This is a genomic window from Streptomyces sp. Ru62 (assembly GCF_002920615.1).
GTDB lineage: Bacteria > Actinomycetota > Actinomycetes > Streptomycetales > Streptomycetaceae > Streptomyces.
In genome coordinates this window covers 207154-223469 of the sequence record NZ_PQSU01000007.1, presented here as the reverse complement: position 1 = coordinate 223469, position 16316 = coordinate 207154, and the positions used below count along the sequence as shown (strand labels likewise).

General features: G+C 73.9%; 15 protein-coding genes. 12 read left to right on the top strand and 3 right to left on the bottom strand.

Translation table 11 applies throughout. The annotated features are described in order from the left end of the window. Positions 1-6: 6 nt before the first annotated feature. Positions 7-1506, bottom strand: coding sequence for an IucA/IucC family protein (locus tag C3492_RS12105; RefSeq protein ID WP_103811745.1), 1500 nt, complete (start codon positions 1504-1506; stop codon positions 7-9). A 131-nt stretch (positions 1507-1637) separates the two neighbouring features. Between C3492_RS12105 and C3492_RS12100 the strand changes: the two genes are divergently transcribed. The 5 genes from C3492_RS12100 to C3492_RS12080 all read left to right on the top strand — a co-directional run bounded on the left by C3492_RS12100 (position 1638) and on the right by C3492_RS12080 (position 7732). Beyond that, positions 1638-3161 (top strand): IucA/IucC family protein, encoded by a 1524-nt coding sequence (locus C3492_RS12100; RefSeq protein WP_103811744.1) that lies wholly within the window; start codon positions 1638-1640, stop codon positions 3159-3161. A gap of 106 nt (positions 3162-3267) precedes the next feature. Continuing rightward, a complete protein-coding gene (locus tag C3492_RS12095; protein WP_103811743.1) occupies positions 3268-4809 on the top strand; it encodes a hypothetical protein in 1542 nt (513 codons plus the stop codon). 48 nt (positions 4810-4857) lie between these two features. Further along, positions 4858-5601, top strand: coding sequence for an NUDIX hydrolase (locus C3492_RS12090; protein WP_103811742.1), 744 nt, complete (start codon positions 4858-4860; stop codon positions 5599-5601). A gap of 68 nt (positions 5602-5669) precedes the next feature. After that, positions 5670-6932, top strand: a complete 1263-nt coding sequence (locus C3492_RS12085) for a VWA domain-containing protein (protein WP_103811741.1) — start codon at positions 5670-5672, stop codon at positions 6930-6932. Then, entirely contained in the window at positions 6932-7732 is an 801-nt protein-coding gene (locus C3492_RS12080; protein ID WP_103811797.1) for a hypothetical protein, read from the top strand. The genes C3492_RS12085 and C3492_RS12080 overlap by 1 nt, the downstream gene beginning before the upstream one ends. Positions 7733-7785: 53 nt before the next feature. Here the strand turns inward: C3492_RS12080 and C3492_RS12075 are convergent, their stop codons facing one another. Further along, positions 7786-8412 carry a winged helix-turn-helix transcriptional regulator gene (locus C3492_RS12075; RefSeq protein WP_103811740.1) on the bottom strand — a complete coding sequence of 209 codons (627 nt, stop codon included), beginning with the start codon at positions 8410-8412 and terminating at the stop codon, positions 7786-7788. Between the two features lie 81 nt (positions 8413-8493). Between C3492_RS12075 and C3492_RS12070 the strand changes: the two genes are divergently transcribed. The 6 genes from C3492_RS12070 to C3492_RS12045 all read left to right on the top strand — a co-directional run bounded on the left by C3492_RS12070 (position 8494) and on the right by C3492_RS12045 (position 14294). Further along, positions 8494-9702, top strand: coding sequence for a pyridoxal phosphate-dependent aminotransferase (locus C3492_RS12070; RefSeq protein WP_103811739.1), 1209 nt, complete (start codon positions 8494-8496; stop codon positions 9700-9702). A 170-nt stretch (positions 9703-9872) separates the two neighbouring features. Beyond that, positions 9873-11699 (top strand): serine protease, encoded by a 1827-nt coding sequence (locus C3492_RS12065; RefSeq protein WP_258055640.1) that lies wholly within the window; start codon positions 9873-9875, stop codon positions 11697-11699. Positions 11700-11730: 31 nt separating this feature from the next. Further along, on the top strand, positions 11731-12297 hold the full coding sequence (locus C3492_RS12060) for a DUF4232 domain-containing protein (protein WP_258055639.1): 567 nt from the start codon (positions 11731-11733) through the stop codon (positions 12295-12297). A 113-nt stretch (positions 12298-12410) separates the two neighbouring features. Further along, positions 12411-13013 carry a histidine phosphatase family protein gene (locus tag C3492_RS12055; protein WP_103811794.1) on the top strand — a complete coding sequence of 201 codons (603 nt, stop codon included), beginning with the start codon at positions 12411-12413 and terminating at the stop codon, positions 13011-13013. A 185-nt stretch (positions 13014-13198) separates the two neighbouring features. Next, positions 13199-13819: a hypothetical protein gene (locus tag C3492_RS12050; RefSeq protein WP_103811738.1), complete on the top strand. Its 621-nt coding sequence runs from the start codon at positions 13199-13201 to the stop codon at positions 13817-13819. A gap of 52 nt (positions 13820-13871) precedes the next feature. Continuing rightward, positions 13872-14294 (top strand): thioesterase family protein, encoded by a 423-nt coding sequence (locus tag C3492_RS12045; protein ID WP_103811737.1) that lies wholly within the window; start codon positions 13872-13874, stop codon positions 14292-14294. Between the two features lie 13 nt (positions 14295-14307). Here C3492_RS12045 and C3492_RS12040 read toward each other — a convergent pair whose 3' ends face one another. Continuing rightward, positions 14308-14709 (bottom strand): helix-turn-helix domain-containing protein, encoded by a 402-nt coding sequence (locus C3492_RS12040; protein WP_175252304.1) that lies wholly within the window; start codon positions 14707-14709, stop codon positions 14308-14310. A gap of 117 nt (positions 14710-14826) precedes the next feature. Between C3492_RS12040 and C3492_RS12035 the strand changes: the two genes are divergently transcribed. Beyond that, positions 14827-16266, top strand: a complete 1440-nt coding sequence (locus tag C3492_RS12035; RefSeq protein WP_103811736.1) for an MFS transporter — start codon at positions 14827-14829, stop codon at positions 16264-16266. The last annotated feature ends 50 nt before the right edge of the window (positions 16267-16316 follow it).

Here is a 16316-nt window from a genome sequence, read left to right as displayed (position 1 = left end):
GGCAGGTCAGGCACCGGCCAGCGGGTTCGGCAGCGGCAGATAGCGGGCGTCCGCGCCGTCCGCGGCCGTCCAGCGCAGGAGCAGGTTGGTCTTGCCCGGCAGGGTGGGGGCGGTGAGCAGCGCGGGGATCTCGGGGAGGTCGTGGCGGGCGAGTTCCCGGCGGGCGGCGGGCCAGGGGTCGAGGCCGGGGTGGTGGTCGGTGAGGGCGCCGGCGATCTCGGTGAGGTGGTTGACGACCAGGCAGTACACCAGTCGCTCCCAGCCGGCGGCCCGGGTGACGTCCGGCAGCAGCTTGGCGCCCTCCGCGTCCCGGAACAGGGCCTGCACGGGCGTGCCGGCCGCGTCCACGGCGACGAGCGTGTTCTGCAGGTGGGCCTCCAGGACCACCCCGTGGTCGTCGAACGCGGTCAGGGCGGGCGGCACGACCTGCCGCAGGTACGCCTCCCACCAGGCGGCCGGGTCGGTGGCGGCGGCGAGCGGGCTGCCGTCGAAGCCCTCGGCGAGGCCCGCCGCTAGCAGCGGGGTGGCGCCCGGCAGCAGGTGCCCGCGCAGCCCGTCGCGGACCAGGACGGCCAGCTCCTCGAAGGCGAACGCGGCGGTGCGGTAGCCGCGGTCGCTGAGCCAGGCCGCGGGCGGGCCCATCGCCGCGAAGGCGTGCCGGGCGGCGGTGTCGGTGCGGCGCAGCTTGCGCAGGTCGTGGCGCCACAGCCGGCGGATGTCGTTGGTGATGCGGACGTCCAGGCTGAACTTCAGGAACAGGTCGCGGCGCGGCTCGTACACCGTGCGGACGGCGGCCGTGGGCCAGGTGTCGAACGGGGTCGTGCCCAGCCGCAGCAGCCGGCCGTCGGCGAAGGCGGGCGCGAGATCGCGGGCGACGAGGTCGAGCTGCCAGGGATGGGCGGGCAGCAGCCGGTAGCCGGGCGGGGCGGTGCCGAGGGCGTCCAGGGCCCGGGTGTCGCCCTCCTCGGCCACCTGGTCCTCGCGGACGCCGAGCAGCGTCAGCGGGAACCGGGCGTGCGCCTCGGGGGCGTACGGCAGCCAGGACGCGACCGGGCCGCCGCCGCGCGCCTTGGGGGCCGGGTGGTGGGGGTGGCCGGTGAGCAGGGACTGCTCGGAGCGCAGGTACGGGTCCTCGGGCGCCGTGGCCCGGGCGCGGGCGGTGAGCAGGGCGGCGATCGCGTCCCGGCTGTCGATCATCTCGGCGGGCAGGTCGCCGCCGGGCAGCCCGGTGTGCCGGCGCAGCTCCTCGGCGACCAGTTTGACCAGCTCCGAGTGGCCGACGCGGTGCCAGGTCCCGGCCGTGTACAGCTCGGGGTCGGCGGGGCGCCGCCCGGGGCGCACCCGTAGCAGCCGGCCGTCCGGCAGCCGGTGGACGCTGCGGTCCCCGGCGTCCGGCAGGGGTTCGGCGACCTCCCGCAGCAGGCAGTTGAGCAGGGGCGCGGTCGCGTACGCGTCGGCGCGGCGGCCGACGGCGCCGTCGGGGGGTGTGAGGTCCACGCGATCCATTCGTTCTTCGTCCAGGGGGCCCGCGGTCTTCCCCGGGGCGCGCCGGGTGCGCCGTGCGGGAGCCGGTGACGATCAGTATGGCTGCCGTCCCGGACAATCGTGCCGTGCCCCGTGTACCCGAGGAGCCGATCGTGCACCGTCCTCCGACCGCCGAGACCGAGATCGCCGAGGAGCTGGCCGCCGTCCGGCCCGCACTGCTGCCCCGGTACCGGGCGGAGCTGCCCGGTGCCCGCGCGGCCGTGCTGACCCGGTTGTGGCGGGCGCTGGCCCATGAGCCGCTGCCGTGGCGGTCCGGCCGGGTGCCCGGGGCGGACGGTCTCGCCCTGCGCCTGGCCGACGGGCGGACCCTGCACGGGCCGCACGCCGATCCGTACGCCACGAGCGCGTACGTCACCGCCGTACGCCTGGACCGGGAGCGGTACGACGATCCGGCGCGGCTGATGACCGCGCTCGGGGTGCCGCACGCGTCCGCGTTCGCCGCGGAGCTGGCGCACAGCGTGGCCTCGCTGGCGCTGTCCCGGGCCGGCGCCGGTCACCCGGAGGAGTGGCCGGTGGACGGCGGCGGGAAGGACTGGGAGTGGGAGCAGCGGGTGGTCGACGGGCACCCGTACCACCCCAACTGCCGTTCCCGGCCGGGCTTCTCGGTGGCGGACCAGCTGGCGTACGCCCCCGAGCACGGGCCGGTGGTGGAGCTGGGGACGGTGCCGGTGCCGGCCGACGGGTGCCTGGTGTCCGGCGACTGGCCGGCCGAGCTCCGCGACGGCGACCGGATCCTGGTGCCGGTCCACCCCTGGCAGGCGGCGCACGTGCTGCGGCGGCCGTACGACGCCTGGCGCCCCGCCCGCCCGCTGATGTCCCTGCGCACGCTGGCGGTGCCCGGCGGCCCGCACGTGAAGACCGCGCTGAGCGCCCGGCTGACGTCGTCGGTGCGGGACATCTCGGTGTACTCGGTGCGGGCCGCGGCGCCGCTGTCGGCGTTCGCCGAGGACCTGGCGGCGCGCACGGACGGCCTGCTGCACATCACCCGCACGCTGGGGGCGGTCACGGCCCACTCCCCCGACTTGGCCGCGCTGCTGCGGGAGTCGCCGGAGGTGTACGCCGGCCCGGGTGAACGCGTCCTGCCGGTGGCCGCGCTCGCCACCACGTCCCTGCCGGGCTCCCCCGCCTGGCTGGCCGCGTTCACCCGGCTGGCGCTCACGGTGGGCCTGCGGCTGCTGGAGCTCGGCGTGGCCCTGGAGGCGCACGGCCAGAACCTGCTGGTCGTGCTGTCGGCCGACGGCACCCCGCTGCGCCTGGTCTACCGCGACCTGGCCGACATCCGGATCAGCCCGGCCCGTCTGACCCGTCACGGCATCACCCCGCCCCCGCTCACGGGCCGCCTGATCACCGACGAGGACACCACCCTGCGCCGCAAACTGTTCGGCTCGCTGGTGGCGGGGGCACTGGCGGGCACGGCCGGCTCGGCCCCCGCGCTGGGCGCCGCGCTGCGGGCCGCCCTGCCCGATCTGCCGCCCGGCCCGGACCTGGCGCCCCTGCGCGAGGACCCGCTTCCGGCGAAGGCGTTGACGCTGATGCGTCTGTCACCCGACCAGGCGGGGGACATCTGGACGACCCTGCCTCATCCCTGCGCGGTGCCGTTCCCGGCCCAGGGCTGATTTCGCGTCATGTTCCCTGACGGAAAAGGCGTTTGTTCTACGATGCGCGGTCCGGCGGTGTACCCCTGATGAGCCGGCCAGGACACGAGAGCTTCGAGAGCAGGAGATGACTGACGACGACCGCAGTGACAGCCTGATGTCGCCGATCCAGCCCGAGCAGCTGGACCCGGGGGCCGTGATCGCCCAGTCGCTCGACAACCAGTGGGTCCCCGCGCAGCTCACCCGGGAGATGATCGAGCGGGGTGAGTCCCTGGACCAGGTCGACCGCCGACGCGTGCGGGAGGTGCGGGCCGAGTACTTCCGCAGCCTCATCAACGCCAGCCAGGTCGTGATCAACCGCGCCTACTTCTACAACAACGACGCGATCAGCCAGGACCTCGCCGAGGAGGGGGAGGCCCGCGCGGCGCACCGCAAGCTGCTCGCCTCGGGCGCGATCGTCCCGTTCCTGCTGCGGGAACGCCATCCGGCCGAGGACCCGCCGGCCCACCTCCACCTGCGGCGCGGGGGGTTCACCGCCTGGCAGGAGACGCTGGCGGGCATGCCCGCGGGCGACCGGGTGCGCTGTGTGCGCATGTCCTGGGACGACTCCGCCGGCGACCAGGAGAACCTGAACCGCACCCGGATACGGCTCTACCAGCCGTTCACCGAGAAGGTCCAGGGACTCACGGCGAAGGACATCGACATCCTCGCCGCGCAGGTCGGCGTGGCCCGCGAGGACACGGACCGGTTCGGCGAACGGCTCGGCGAGGTGGTCGCGTTCAGCAACGGCCTGAGCGTGCGCCGGCAACCGGTGGTGCGCAACACCCTGTACGAGGAGTTCGTGACCGTCCCGGGCACGAACGTGGCGGAGGGCAGGTACGACCGCGCCAAGCCCTTCGCGGCGGAGATAAAGCAGCTCCTGGACCTCATCTACAACGTGAACCTGGCCGACGCCCTGGGGCGTTACCCCCTCACACCGGTCGGCAGCCTGCGGCGCGTGGTGCTCCAGGAGGCCCGCGAGGCCACGTCCTCGACCGTCGGTGTCGTCCAGGACCCGGAGCGCCTGCTGACGTTCCTGCGCCAGCAGACCTTCGCCGTCGTACAGGACCACCTGACGCCCCAGGCGGTGAACGACCTGACCCTGCACGACATCTGGCGGCTGCGGCAGACCCCCGCCTGGAACTCCTACATCAAGGCGTTCGGCGCGCTGACCGCCGCGCCGGAGACCTTCCACGACGGCGTCGGGCAGGTCTTCGACTCCTACGTCCGGCTCAACGCGGAGATCGTCCGGCTCGCGCGGGAGCGCCGGCAGGCCCGGCCGGCCCCCTGGCGCCCGGTGGTCGAGGTCGTCGTCACGGTGGGCGCGGCCGTGTTCACCGCCGTCAGCGGCAACGACATCTGGGAGGTCGCCGGTACGGTCCTGCCACTGACGGTGAGCGGCTCGCTGACCGGCTCGGTGCAACTGGTGCTGCGCAACCACATCGCCGGACGGCAGGAACAGAGGTTCGCCCGCGAGATCGCCTCCGTACGCCTGGCGAGTGAACGAGAATGGGCGCAGTTCCACGAACTGGTGCGGCGCCTGCCCGGCTACCGGGACACGGCGGGCCCGGTACCCACGGGCACGGCCTCGACGACCACCCAGGACAACGAAGACCTGCCCGACTACTGACGGACCGATGAGCGGGAGTACTCCTGTGCCCAGCCTGCCGAGGCCCCGATGAACCGTTACGAGGCACTGCGCCGGAACGTCCCGGAGTGGTTCCGCGACGATCCCGAAGGGGTCCGGATCCTCACGGACCCGGCGCTGATCCGCGAGGCCCGCCGCCAGGTGACCACCGCCGGACAGAGCGGTCGCGGCGGCCCGTTCGGGGCCCTGTGGGCGCGGCTGCGGGCCGTACTGCGACCGGTCCCGGCGGGTGTGCTGTCGGCCGACCGCTACCTGTGGTACCTGCGCGACCCGGTGCGCTTCCCCGACGGCCGCCTCGGCCTGTACGACCGCATCCTGCCGCCCCCGGCCTCCTCTCCCGGCGTGGTGGTCCTGCCGCTGCTCGGTCCCGAGAAGGAGGTCGTTCTGATCGAGCACCACCGGCACGCCACCCGGAGCCGGCACTGGGAGGTGGTACGCGGCTTCGGGGCCCCCGGCGCGACGCCCACCGAGAACGTCACCCGGGAGCTGCGGGAGGAGATCGCGGCCACGCCGACAGAGGTGATCCCGCTGGGGGAACTGCACCCCGACACCGGGCTGCTCGGCCACAAGGTCGCCCTGTACGCGGCACACGTGGACGGCATCGGCCCGGTCGAGCGGGGTGAGGCGATCCACCGGGCGATCACGGTGACGCCGGCCGAGGCGGAGGAGATGGTGACCGACGGGCGGATCACCGACGGCTTCACCGTCGCCGCGCTCTACCGGGCCCGCCTGGCAGGGTTGTTCGGGACTGCGGCGCCGGACGACGGTGTCTGAGGCACCCCCGGGGCAGGCGGGCGGCGGTCGTTTTGGAGGACGGCCTGTCTGATCAATAAGATCCGGCGATGATCAGAAGACAACGGCTGGCGGCGGGCGTCTGTGCTCTGCTCGCCGCCCTGACGGCCGGGATCGCGTTTCCCGCCGGCGCGGTCGCCGACGAGACGGACCAGACCGCTCCGAAGGTCGAACTGGTGCTGGACGTCAGCGGTTCCATGCGCACCCGTGACATCGACGGCGGCACCCGGATGGCCGCGGCGAAGCAGGCGTTCAACGAGGTGCTGGACGCGACCCCCGAGGAGGTCCGGCTCGGCATCCGTACGCTCGGCGCCAACTACCGCGGCGACGACCGCAAGGAGGGCTGCAAGGACACCGAGCAGCTCTACCCGGTCGGCCCGCTGAACCGGACCGACGCGAAGACGGCCGTGGCCACGCTGGCGCCGACCGGCTGGACGCCGATCGGGCCCGCGCTGCTGAAGGCGGCGGACGACCTGAACGGCGGTGACGGCACCCGCCGTATCGTCCTGATCAGCGACGGCGAGGACACCTGCCAGCCGCTCGACCCGTGCGAGGTGGCGCGGGAGATAGCCGCCAAGGGCATCGGGCTGACCATCGACACCCTCGGCCTGGTGCCGGACGCCAAGACCCGCGACCAGCTCAGCTGCATCGCCGACGCCACCGGCGGCACCTACACCGACGTGCGGCACAAGGAGGAACTGAGCGACCGCGTCGGCGAGTTGGTGGACCGGGCGGCGGACCCGGTGGTCACGCCGGTGGCCACCGAGGGCGCGGACCGGTGCGAGAAGGCACCGGCGCTCAAGTCCGGCCTGTACACCGACCGCGTGGAGTTCGGGCAGCAGCGCTGGTACAAGGTGGACGTCGATCCCGGTCAGGAGCTGCGCGCCTCGGTGAGCGTGGCGGACGACCGGGCCGTCCAGCCGAACCACGGTGTGCTGCTGCGGGCGGTGACCGTGCACGGCCGGGAGATCGTCCGCGGCGAGGCCGCCGGCACCGGCCGTACGGACGTCGTCTCCACCGGTCTGCGCTACCCCAGGCCGGACAGCGACGACGACGCGGCGCCCACGGAGACGGTGTGCCTCCAGGTCACCAGCTCCTTCTCGGCCGCGTCCGGCGTGAAGACGACCCCCGGTCTGCCGCTGGAGCTGACCGTCGACGTCGTGGACGGGCCGTCCGGTCACCACGACGTGGCCGCGTTCGGTCTCGGCCGTGGCTGGTGGCTGCTCGGCACGCTGGTGCTGATCGGCTTCCTCGCCGGTCTGCTGTGGGGCTGGCTGTCGCGCTGGCGGGTCGCCGTCTGGAGGACGAACTGATGCGGATCACACGTGTGTGGGGCGCCGCCCTGCTGGCGCTGGGGCTGGCCGCCGGACCGGCCGCCGCGGACTCCTCGCCCTCCCCGAGCGCCTCCGCCGACGGCGACGCGCCGACCCGGGCGGGCACCTCCTTCCGTACGGCGACCGAGATCGACCAGGGGCAGCAGGCCACCGCCTCCGGCTCCACCGGCGACTACCTGTACTGGTCGTTCCCCGCGGACACCGGGCAGCGCCCCACCGTCGAGGCGACGGTGAAACTCCCCGACGCGCACGGCTCCGAGACCTGGCAGCTCGATGTGTACGACGGTCTGCGGCGCCGCCAGTCCTGCCAGTACGGCGCCCAGACCCGGACCGCCGCGCAGGGCGCCGGCTCGGTCGAACTGGCCTGTGTGCTGCGCACGGTGCGGGGCTGGGCGGAGCCATGGGCCAATGACCCGCTGCCGGGCACGTACTACATCCGGCTGACGGTGGTGGACCTCGGCGCCGCCGACCTCGGCAAGCCCGTGGGCGCCGAGGTGCGCGTCGACTCCAAGGGCATCGGCGGCGCGGCGGCCGTGGACGGCTCGCTGGGCAAGCCGCTCGTCCCCGGGATCGCCGCCAAGTCCGCGCAGGACGAGGACGGTTCGAAGGGTGCCGTGCTGTCCAGCTTCGGCTCCGACGACGGCTGGTCGTCCGGGTGGTGGTCCGACCGGTGGGTGTGGACCGGGATCGGCGCGGTGCTGGCCGCGCTCGCCGGCATCGGCGGGTACGTGCTGACGCGGGGGTCCGGGCGGCCGTCGCGGGTGCCGCCGAGTGTCTGAGCCGACGTAGCGCGAAGGCCCGCCCGACGGCGGGCCTTTCCGTTCCCCGGGTCTCACGCCTCCCGCAGTGCCTTGGCGAGCGTGCCGTCCCCGCTCACCGTCACCCGGCCGTCCCGTACCGCGTCCGGCAGCCCCGTCTCCCCGCGGGCGATGGCCTCGCAGGTCGCCGCGTCCATCACCAGCCGCGCGTCCGCCTCACCGGGCGCGGGCCCGTCGCCGTACACCGGACCCTCCTCCGCGCCGACGTGGAGGTGGAAGTCCCCCTCCTCCAGGCGGACTTCCACGACGCCCTCCCCGTCCAGCGCCCGCAGCAGCGGCAGTGCGAACCAGTGCGCGCGGACGGCGTCGGTGGGCCGGCGCTCCCCCAGTTCCTCCTCGCCCCACGCACCCAGCGCTTGCAGTACGGGCAGCAACTGACGTCCACGGGGGGTGAGTTGGTACACGTACGCGGCGCCCGGCGGGGGCAGCCGCCGTCTGGTGGTGAGCCCGTCCCGTTCCATGTCCCTCAGCCGTGAGGCGAGTACGTCCGTGCTGACGCCGGGCAGGTCCGCGTGCAGGTCCGTGTAGCGGCGCGGGCCGGCGAGCAGTTCGCGGACGATCAGCAGGGTCCAGCGGTCGCCGACGAGGTCGAGGGCGCGGGCTGCGGAGCAGTACTGGTCGTAGCTTCGGCGAGGTGACATGCGACGCAGTCTAGACGCGTTGTTGGACTTTCCAAGCTCCCGCTTGGTAAAACCAAGCAACACGAGTTTCCGGAGGGGCGCATGGAGTTCCGGCAGTCCAACAAGCTCAGCGAGGTGTGCTACGAGATCCGCGGCCCGGTGATCGAGCACGCCAACGCGCTGGAGGAGGCGGGGCACAGCGTGCTGCGCCTGAACACCGGCAATCCCGCGGCCTTCGGCTTCGAGGCGCCGGAGGAGATCCTCCAGGACATGATCCGGATGCTGCCGCAGGCCCACGGCTACACCGACTCCCGCGGCGTCCTCTCCGCCCGCCGCGCGGTCGCCCAGCGCTACCAGATCCTGGGCCTCGACGTGGACGTGGACGACGTCTACCTGGGCAACGGCGTCTCGGAGCTGGTCTCGATGGCCGTACAGGCACTGATCGAGGACGGCGACGAAGTGCTCGTCCCCGCGCCGGACTTCCCCCTCTGGACGGCCGTCACGACGCTGGCCGGCGGCAAGGCCGTGCACTACCTGTGCGATGAACAGGCCGACTGGAACCCGGATCTGGCCGACATGGCGTCGAAGATCACCGACCGCACCAAGGCCGTGGTCATCATCAACCCGAACAACCCGACCGGCGCGGTCTACCCGAAGGAGGTCGTCGAGGGCATCCTCGACCTGGCCCGCCGGCACGGCCTGATGGTGTTCGCCGACGAGATCTACGACCAGATCCTCTACGACGACGCCGTCCACCACTCGGCCGCGGCGCTCGCCCCCGACCTCGTCGTCCTCACCTTCTGCGGCCTGTCCAAGACCTACCGGGTGGCGGGCTTCCGCTCCGGCTGGCTGGTGGTCACCGGGCCGAAGCAGCACGCCAAGGACTACCTGGAGGGCCTGACCATGCTGGCCTCCATGCGGCTGTGCGCCAACGCGCCCGCGCAGTACGCCATCCAGGCCGCGCTCGGCGGACGCCAGTCCATCGGCGAACTCACCGTGCCCGGCGGGCGGCTGAACGAGCAGCGGAACGTGGCCTGGGAGAAGCTCAACGAGATCCCGGGCGTGTCCTGCGTCAAACCCAGGGGCGCGCTGTACGCGTTCCCGCGGATCGACCCCAAGGTGCACCCGATCCACGACGACGAGAAGTTCGTCCTGGACCTGCTGCTGCGCGAGAAGATCCAGGTCGTCCAGGGCACCGGCTTCAACTGGCCCGCCCCCGACCACTTCCGCATCCTGACCCTGCCGCACGCGGACGACCTGGAGGCGGCGATCGGCCGGATCGGCAGGTTCCTCAGCGGGTACCGGCAGTAGGCGCCTGGCCCGTTTCGCGCATCCGTGCGAAGATCACCTCCGTTGACGACCGGGGGTCCGACTCGGGGCGGGCCGCCCATCGGCCGCCGGTGCGCGCCTGACCAGCGCCGCACCCCCCCTGGTCCGGTCCGGGCGGACGGCTCGGACACGTCAGACCAGGGGGAGCAGCAGTGTTCTCGTACGGACAATGCCGTACGCACGGGAAGCGCCGTACGGCCGTCGCCGTGCTGTGCGCGGTCGTACTCGGGCTCTCGGCGCCGGGCGCCCGGGCCGGAAGCGGGCCCCGGCCGCTCGCGTCCGCCGACGGGCAGGAGGCACGGCAGGCCGCGCGGTTCTGGACCGCGCAGCGCATGGCCGACGCCCCGCCACTGGACGCGGCGCGGCACGTGCCGACGGAGCCCGGGGCGGCGACCGCGGCGGCGGCCCGGCCGAAGGGCACCTTGTTCAAGGGAACCCGGCTGGTGGGCACGTTCTTCGGCGCCGACGGACCGCGCGGCACCACCTGGCACTGCACCGGCAGCGTGATCGACACCAAGGCGCGGAACGTCGTCCTCACCGCGGCCCACTGCGCGCTGAACATGAACGGCGACTACATCTTCGTCCCGAAGTTCGTGAAGGGCGCTTCCCCCGACCGGCAGCCGTACGGCGTCTTCCACATCCAGCGGATCTTCATCGACCCCCGGTACGTGCCCGACCGCGGTTCGGCCACCACCAGGAAGGCCGCGTCCGACCTGGACACGGCGTTCGCCCGGGTCTCGGCCAACCAGCGGGGCACGTCCCTCCAGGACGCCGTGGGCGGCGGGCTGACCTTCACCCGGCCGGCCGGCTACACCCACCGGAACGTCACCGTCGTGGGCTACCCCTCGCACCGGCACAACAGCGCCGGACGCGCCGTCAAGTGCACGGTTCCGACGAAGCAGTTGCGCGGCTACCGGCAGTTGTCGATGACCTGCGGCGGCTACTACGGCGGTGTCTCCGGCAGCCCGTGGATCACCGACTACAAGGACGACGCCCGCACCGGGCACGTCATCGGCGACCTCGGCGGCTACAACGGCGGCGGGAACGACGCCGACGCCGACTACATCAGCTACGCCACCGCGTTCGGCGCGGATGCCGCGAACCTCCTCGCCGACGCCGTCGCCGACCGGACCCCGCCCACCGACCTGCCGCCGTACCGGGGCGTCAAGGGCGCGCTGCCGGGCGGCGCCGCACGCTGGCGCAAGGCCGCGCTCATGGCGTCCGGCGACTACACCGGCGACCGGCACGGCGACCTGCTCGTGGTCTGGTCCGACGGCGGGGTCACCCTGCACCCGGGCGACGGCAAGGGCGGTTTCCTGGCCGAGAAGCGGCTGCGGCGGGCCAACTCCACCTGGACCCACGCCCGCACCCTGACCGGTGGCGCCTTCACCGGCGGCGCCCGGTCCGGCCTGCTGGTGCGCTGGTCCGACGGCGAGGTCACGCTCTACCCGCAGCCCGGCCCCTCCGGGCTGGGCCGGGAGATCCGGATGGCACCGCCCGGCTCCGCGTGGAAGAAGGCCGTCCAGTTCACCTCCGGGGCGTTCCGCGCGGACGGGGGCACGGGGCTGCTGGTCCGCTGGGCCGACGGCGCGCTCACGCTGTACCCGCAGGCCGGGGCCGGTGGCCTCGGCACCGGCACGCGGCTCGTCGCGGCGAACGGCACCTGGACCAAGGCCGCCCTGCTGGCCGGCGGCGACTTCGACGGTACGGCCGGCGGGGACCTGCTGGTGCGCTGGGCGGACGGCGCGCTCGACACGTACACCGGCACCTCGGCGGCGGGGCTCGGCACCAGGACGCGGCTGCGCGGCCCGAACGGCCCGTGGCGGCACGCGCAGGGGCTGACGGTCGGCGGCTTCCGCCACGGCGACCCGGGGAACGACCTCGTCGTGCGCTGGTCCGACGGGGAGACGACGCTGTACGCCGACACCAGCCCGAAGGCGGTCGGCACCGAGCTCACGCTGGTCCATCCCGGCACCTGATCGTGCCACCGCGTACCGTCAAGGGGGAATCATGCGCGTGACCACTCGCCTCGCCGGCGGCCTGACCCTGCTGACGGCCGGTCTGGCTCTGGCGGCCTGCGGCACCGGCACGACGGCCGCGCCGGACGCGACCGTACCGGCCTGCCGGACCGTCTCCCTGACGTGGACGCTGTCCCTGCTCGACGGGGACGGCGCGGAGAAGGGCGGCGACAGGGAGAAGGGCACCGACCGGCCCGACGCGCGGCTCACCGCCGTCCACGAGGGCCCCGGCGCGTGCGTGTTCGCGGGCTACCCGGCCCTGGAGATCCACAACGGCAAGGCCGAGAGCATCGAGGGCACCGGCCAGGGCCGCCCGGCCTCCCTCGCCCTGTCCGGCGGGGCCTCCGTGACCGTGGACCTCCACTACACGCGCCGTGGCACGAAGGGCGCGGACGACAGCTGGTGCGTGCGGCAGGGCGAGGCATCGGTCCGGGCACCCCACGACACCCGTGGCGCCGTCGTCCCCGTCACGGACGCGCAGGGGAAGGCCGCCACGATCGACGCGTGCGGGGAGACCCTCGCCATGGCGGTGCCACGCCGGACACCGGCCGGGTCCTGAGACAGCGGGCCCGCGGAGCGAGAGCCGCTGTGCGAAGGCCGTCGCCCTCCGGGACCGGCCGTCTGGCGCAGTCCGTCCTGCGCGCGGCGGGCGCCCTGTGCCACCGTGCCGTCATGGGTGACCTCCTTCTCGTGCGGCACGGTGAGACCGAGTGGTCGCGGTCCGGGCGGCACACGGGCCGGACCGACGTACCCCTCACCGAGCACGGGCGGGAGGAGGCGCGCCGGCTGGTCCCGCTGATCCGCTCGCAGCGGATCGGGGCGGCGTTCGTCAGCCCCTTGCAACGCGCCCGGGAGACCGCTCGGCTCATCGGTGTCCCGGACGCGCGGGTCGACGCCGACCTCCATGAGTGGGACTACGGCGGCTACGAGGGGGTGACCACCGTGGACATCCAGCGGAGCCGGCCCGGCTGGTTCCTGTTCACGGACGGCGTCGCCCCCGGGCCGCCGGACCACCCGGGCGAGACCCCGGAGCAGGTCGGGGAGCGCGCCGACCGGATGCTGGCCAAGGTCGACGCGGCGCTCGCCGACACCGAGGGTGTCGTCGTGCTCATCGCCCACGGCCACTTCCTCCGCGTCCTCACCGCCCGCCGCCTGGGCCTGCCACCCCGGCACGGGGCCCTCTTCCAGCTCGCGACGGGCGCACTGTGCCGCCTCGGCACGGAGCACGGCCGACCGGTCATCGCGGGGTGGAACATCCGGCCCCGGGGGGAGTGAGGAGCCGGGCGGAGTGAGGCCCCGAGGAGGGTGAGGAGCAGGGAGCGCTGTCAGACCCGGGTCGTACTCTGCGAGTGGGTCACCCGTCCGACGGCCCGGGGGCCGACCGTCCGGCGGCCCCGCGGGACGGTCCGTCGGCGGTCACCCGGCCGTCACCCCGACAACGACCCCGGGAGGAGCCCCCCGTGACCCGACCGCCCACCGCCGCGCAGCGGCGGGTGATCGAGGACGCCGACCCGGTCACCGGCCGGCTCCGCGGTACCGAGGCCCAGCTCGCGGCACTGGTGAAGCGGGGGCTGGCCTTCCGGCATCCCCGGCCGCCGCACGACCACTTCCTCACCCCGGCCGGCCACCGGATACGGGAGGCGGTGCCCGAGCCGGCGGCGGAGCCGGCGCGGGACACCGGCGTGTTCACGGCCCGCGTCGGCGGTGAGGAGGAGCCGCCCGCGTCCGGTCCGGCGCGGCAACGCGAGGTGCACAGTGCCTGGCAGGGGCTGCTGGAGCTGCGTCGGATGACGAATCCCGACGGCGCGGCGGACCGGCCGTGCGGGTGGGAGCGGACGCATCTGGTGCCGGCCGCGGCGCTCGCGCTGGAGGCGGCCGGGCACCGGCCGGCCGGCGGGGACACGGACGGTTACCGGGTCCGGGCGACCCCGCAGCCGGAGGCGGTGGCGGTGTACGCGCCGGACGCGCCGACGCTGGCCGCCTGCGCGGTCACGCTGGAGCGGGCCGGCTGGCAGACGGGCGAGTACACCGAGCCCCGGACGAGAGCGCGCTATCTGCTGGCCTCGCCGCGCCGGGTGTGACCGCCGTGTCAGGATCGGTCGACCCGAGAATCGAACAGGGGAAGGGCAAGCAGTGGCCGAACCGTTTTCCGTCCGTGTGACCGTCCGCGGCTACGAGACCGATGTGCAGGGGCACCTCAACCAGGCGGTGTACCTCAACTACGCGGAACACGCCCGCTGGTCGCTGCTCCAGGCGGCCGGGATCAGCCAGGCCCGGCTGGTGGGCCGGGGTGTGGGCCCGGTGGCACTGGAGACGACCATCCGCTACCGCCGTGAGCTGCTCGCCGGCGACGAGGTCGACGTGACCTGCGCGTTCGAGTGGGGGGAGGGAAAGACCTTCCGGATCCGGCAGGAGGTCGTGAAGACCGACGGCACCCTGGCGGCCGAGGTCGTCGCGGTGGGCGGTGTGATGGACCTCACCGCGCGCAAGCTGCTGGCCGACCCCCGGGAGGTGTTCAGGGAACTGGCCACGGACCCCGCTCTGTTCGGCCTGTAGGTCCGCCGGGGGCCTACGCGTCGAGCGACTCCGGCCGGTGCTCGGCGTCGTAGGCCGCCCGCGCCTCGGCGACGTACACCCGGTTGCGCTCGGCCCAGTCGGTCAGCCGTTGCAGGGTGTCGTGCAACTCATGGGCGACGGGCGTGAGTTCGTACTCCACCTTCGGCGGCACCGTCGGGTGGACGGTCCGCGTCACCAGGCCGTCCCGTTCCAGGTTGCGCAGGGTGAGGGTGAGCATGCGGCGGCTGATGCCCTCGATGCCGCGCTCCAACTCCGTGAACCGGATGGGTCCGTGCGCGGCGGCGACGAGGATCTGCACGCTCCACTTGCCGGCCACCCTGTCAAGAACTTCGCGGACGGGGCACGCGTGCGCGTTCACTGCCTGGACCGTAACACCGGTGTTCCCCTGGGACATCGGACTGCCTCCTTACGCCGGGCTTCATGGTCACCCACGATGATCCCCGTTACAAGTCGTGCACCAAGGTGCGCGGAGAGAACCGGGAACGCGGGAAGAACGGGGAGGCGGCACACGATGTCGGCCATGATCGAGAACAGTCCGTCACCGGCGGCGGTGGCCGCGGGAGCACGGTACTCCCGCTGGACCTCCCTCGCCGTGCTGTGCGCGGGCACGCTGATGACGGTACTGGACGGCAACATCGTCACGGTGGCGATGCCCGCCATCCAGAGCGACCTCGGCTTCGGCGGGCCCGGGCTGGCCTGGGTCGTCAACGCCTACCTGATCTCCTTCGGCGGACTGCTCCTGCTGGCGGGACGGCTCGGTGACCTGGTGGGCCGCAAGCAGATGTTCACGGCGGGGCTCGCGGTGTTCACGCTGGCGTCGGTGCTGTGCGGGACGGCGACCGGGCAGGGCATGCTGATCGCGGCGCGGGCGGCGCAGGGCGCGGGCGGGGCGATGGCCTCGGCGGTGGTCCTCGGGATGCTGGTGGCACTGTTCCCCGAGCCGCGCGAACAGGCCCGCGCCATCGCGGCGTTCAGCGCGGTCGGTGCGGCGGGCGGCGCGCTCGGCACCTTCCTCGGCGGCGCTCTGACCGAGGCGCTGAGCTGGCACTGGATCTTCCTGATCAACCTGCCGATCGGGGTGGCCGCGTGGCTGGCCGCGGTGCGCGTGCTCACCCCGGAGCCCGGCGCCGGGCTCGGCCGGGGCGCCGACTACCCCGGGGCGGCCCTGGTCACCGGCGCGCTGATGCTGACGGTGTACGTGATCGTCGGCGCGGGAGACCGCTCCCGCGCCGTCACCCTGCTGCTGGCGGCCCTCGCCCTCGCCCTGTTCGCGGCGTTCGCCCTGCGCCAGGCCCGCGCCGCGCGCCCGCTGCTGCGGCTGCGGCTGTTCCGCTCCCGGCTGCTGACCGGCGCCAACGCGGTCCAGGTGCTGATGATCGCCACGATGTACGGCTTCCAGTTCATCGGCGCCCTGTATCTGCAACGGGTGCTGGGTCATGGCGCGCTCGCCACGGGCACCGCGTTCCTGCCGGCTCCGATCACGATCGGTGTGCTGATGCTGGGGCTGTCCGCGCGGACCGTGGCCCGGTTCGGCGGGTACCGGGTGCTCCTGACCGGCCTCGTGCTGATCACGGCGGGCATGGCCCTGCTGGGCCGGGCGCCCGCCGACGGCTCCTACGTCACCGATGTGCTGCCGGCGATGCTGCTGCTGTCCGCCGGGTTCGCGGCGGCCATGCCGGCGCTCACCGGACTGGCGATGTCGGGCGCCCGGGCGGAGGACGCGGGGCTCGCGTCCGGACTGTTCAACACCACGCAGGTGGTGGGGGGTTCGCTGGGCCTGGCCGTCCTGTCGACGCTCGCGGCGAGCCGCACTCAGGGCCTGCTCGCCGACGGCGCGTCCCTGCTGCCCGCGACCGCCGCGGGCTACCGGCTGGCGTTCACCGTGGCCACGGGCATCGCGGCGACGGCCCTGGTCCTGGCGGCACTGGTCCTGCGCGGGCGCCGCGGCTGAGGCCGGGCCGGGACACGGGCCGGTGGCGCCCCGCATCCCCGTGGGACCGG

What these genes read in the sequence shown, in the direction of transcription:
- C3492_RS12035 (WP_103811736.1), top strand. Translation starts at nt 14,827, where the DNA reads ATGTCGGCCATGATCGAGAACAGTCCGTCACCGGCGGCGGTGGCCGCG.
- C3492_RS12040 (WP_175252304.1), bottom strand. Translation starts at nt 14,709, where the DNA reads ATGTCCCAGGGGAACACCGGTGTTACGGTCCAGGCAGTGAACGCGCAC.
- C3492_RS12060 (WP_258055639.1), top strand. Translation starts at nt 11,731, where the DNA reads ATGCGCGTGACCACTCGCCTCGCCGGCGGCCTGACCCTGCTGACGGCC.
- C3492_RS12085 (WP_103811741.1), top strand. Translation starts at nt 5,670, where the DNA reads ATGATCAGAAGACAACGGCTGGCGGCGGGCGTCTGTGCTCTGCTCGCC.
- C3492_RS12070 (WP_103811739.1), top strand. Translation starts at nt 8,494, where the DNA reads ATGGAGTTCCGGCAGTCCAACAAGCTCAGCGAGGTGTGCTACGAGATC.
- C3492_RS12080 (WP_103811797.1), top strand. Translation starts at nt 6,932, where the DNA reads ATGCGGATCACACGTGTGTGGGGCGCCGCCCTGCTGGCGCTGGGGCTG.
- C3492_RS12075 (WP_103811740.1), bottom strand. Translation starts at nt 8,412, where the DNA reads ATGTCACCTCGCCGAAGCTACGACCAGTACTGCTCCGCAGCCCGCGCC.
- C3492_RS12105 (WP_103811745.1), bottom strand. Translation starts at nt 1,506, where the DNA reads ATGGATCGCGTGGACCTCACACCCCCCGACGGCGCCGTCGGCCGCCGC.
- C3492_RS12055 (WP_103811794.1), top strand. Translation starts at nt 12,411, where the DNA reads ATGGGTGACCTCCTTCTCGTGCGGCACGGTGAGACCGAGTGGTCGCGG.
- C3492_RS12095 (WP_103811743.1), top strand. Translation starts at nt 3,268, where the DNA reads ATGACTGACGACGACCGCAGTGACAGCCTGATGTCGCCGATCCAGCCC.
- C3492_RS12090 (WP_103811742.1), top strand. Translation starts at nt 4,858, where the DNA reads ATGAACCGTTACGAGGCACTGCGCCGGAACGTCCCGGAGTGGTTCCGC.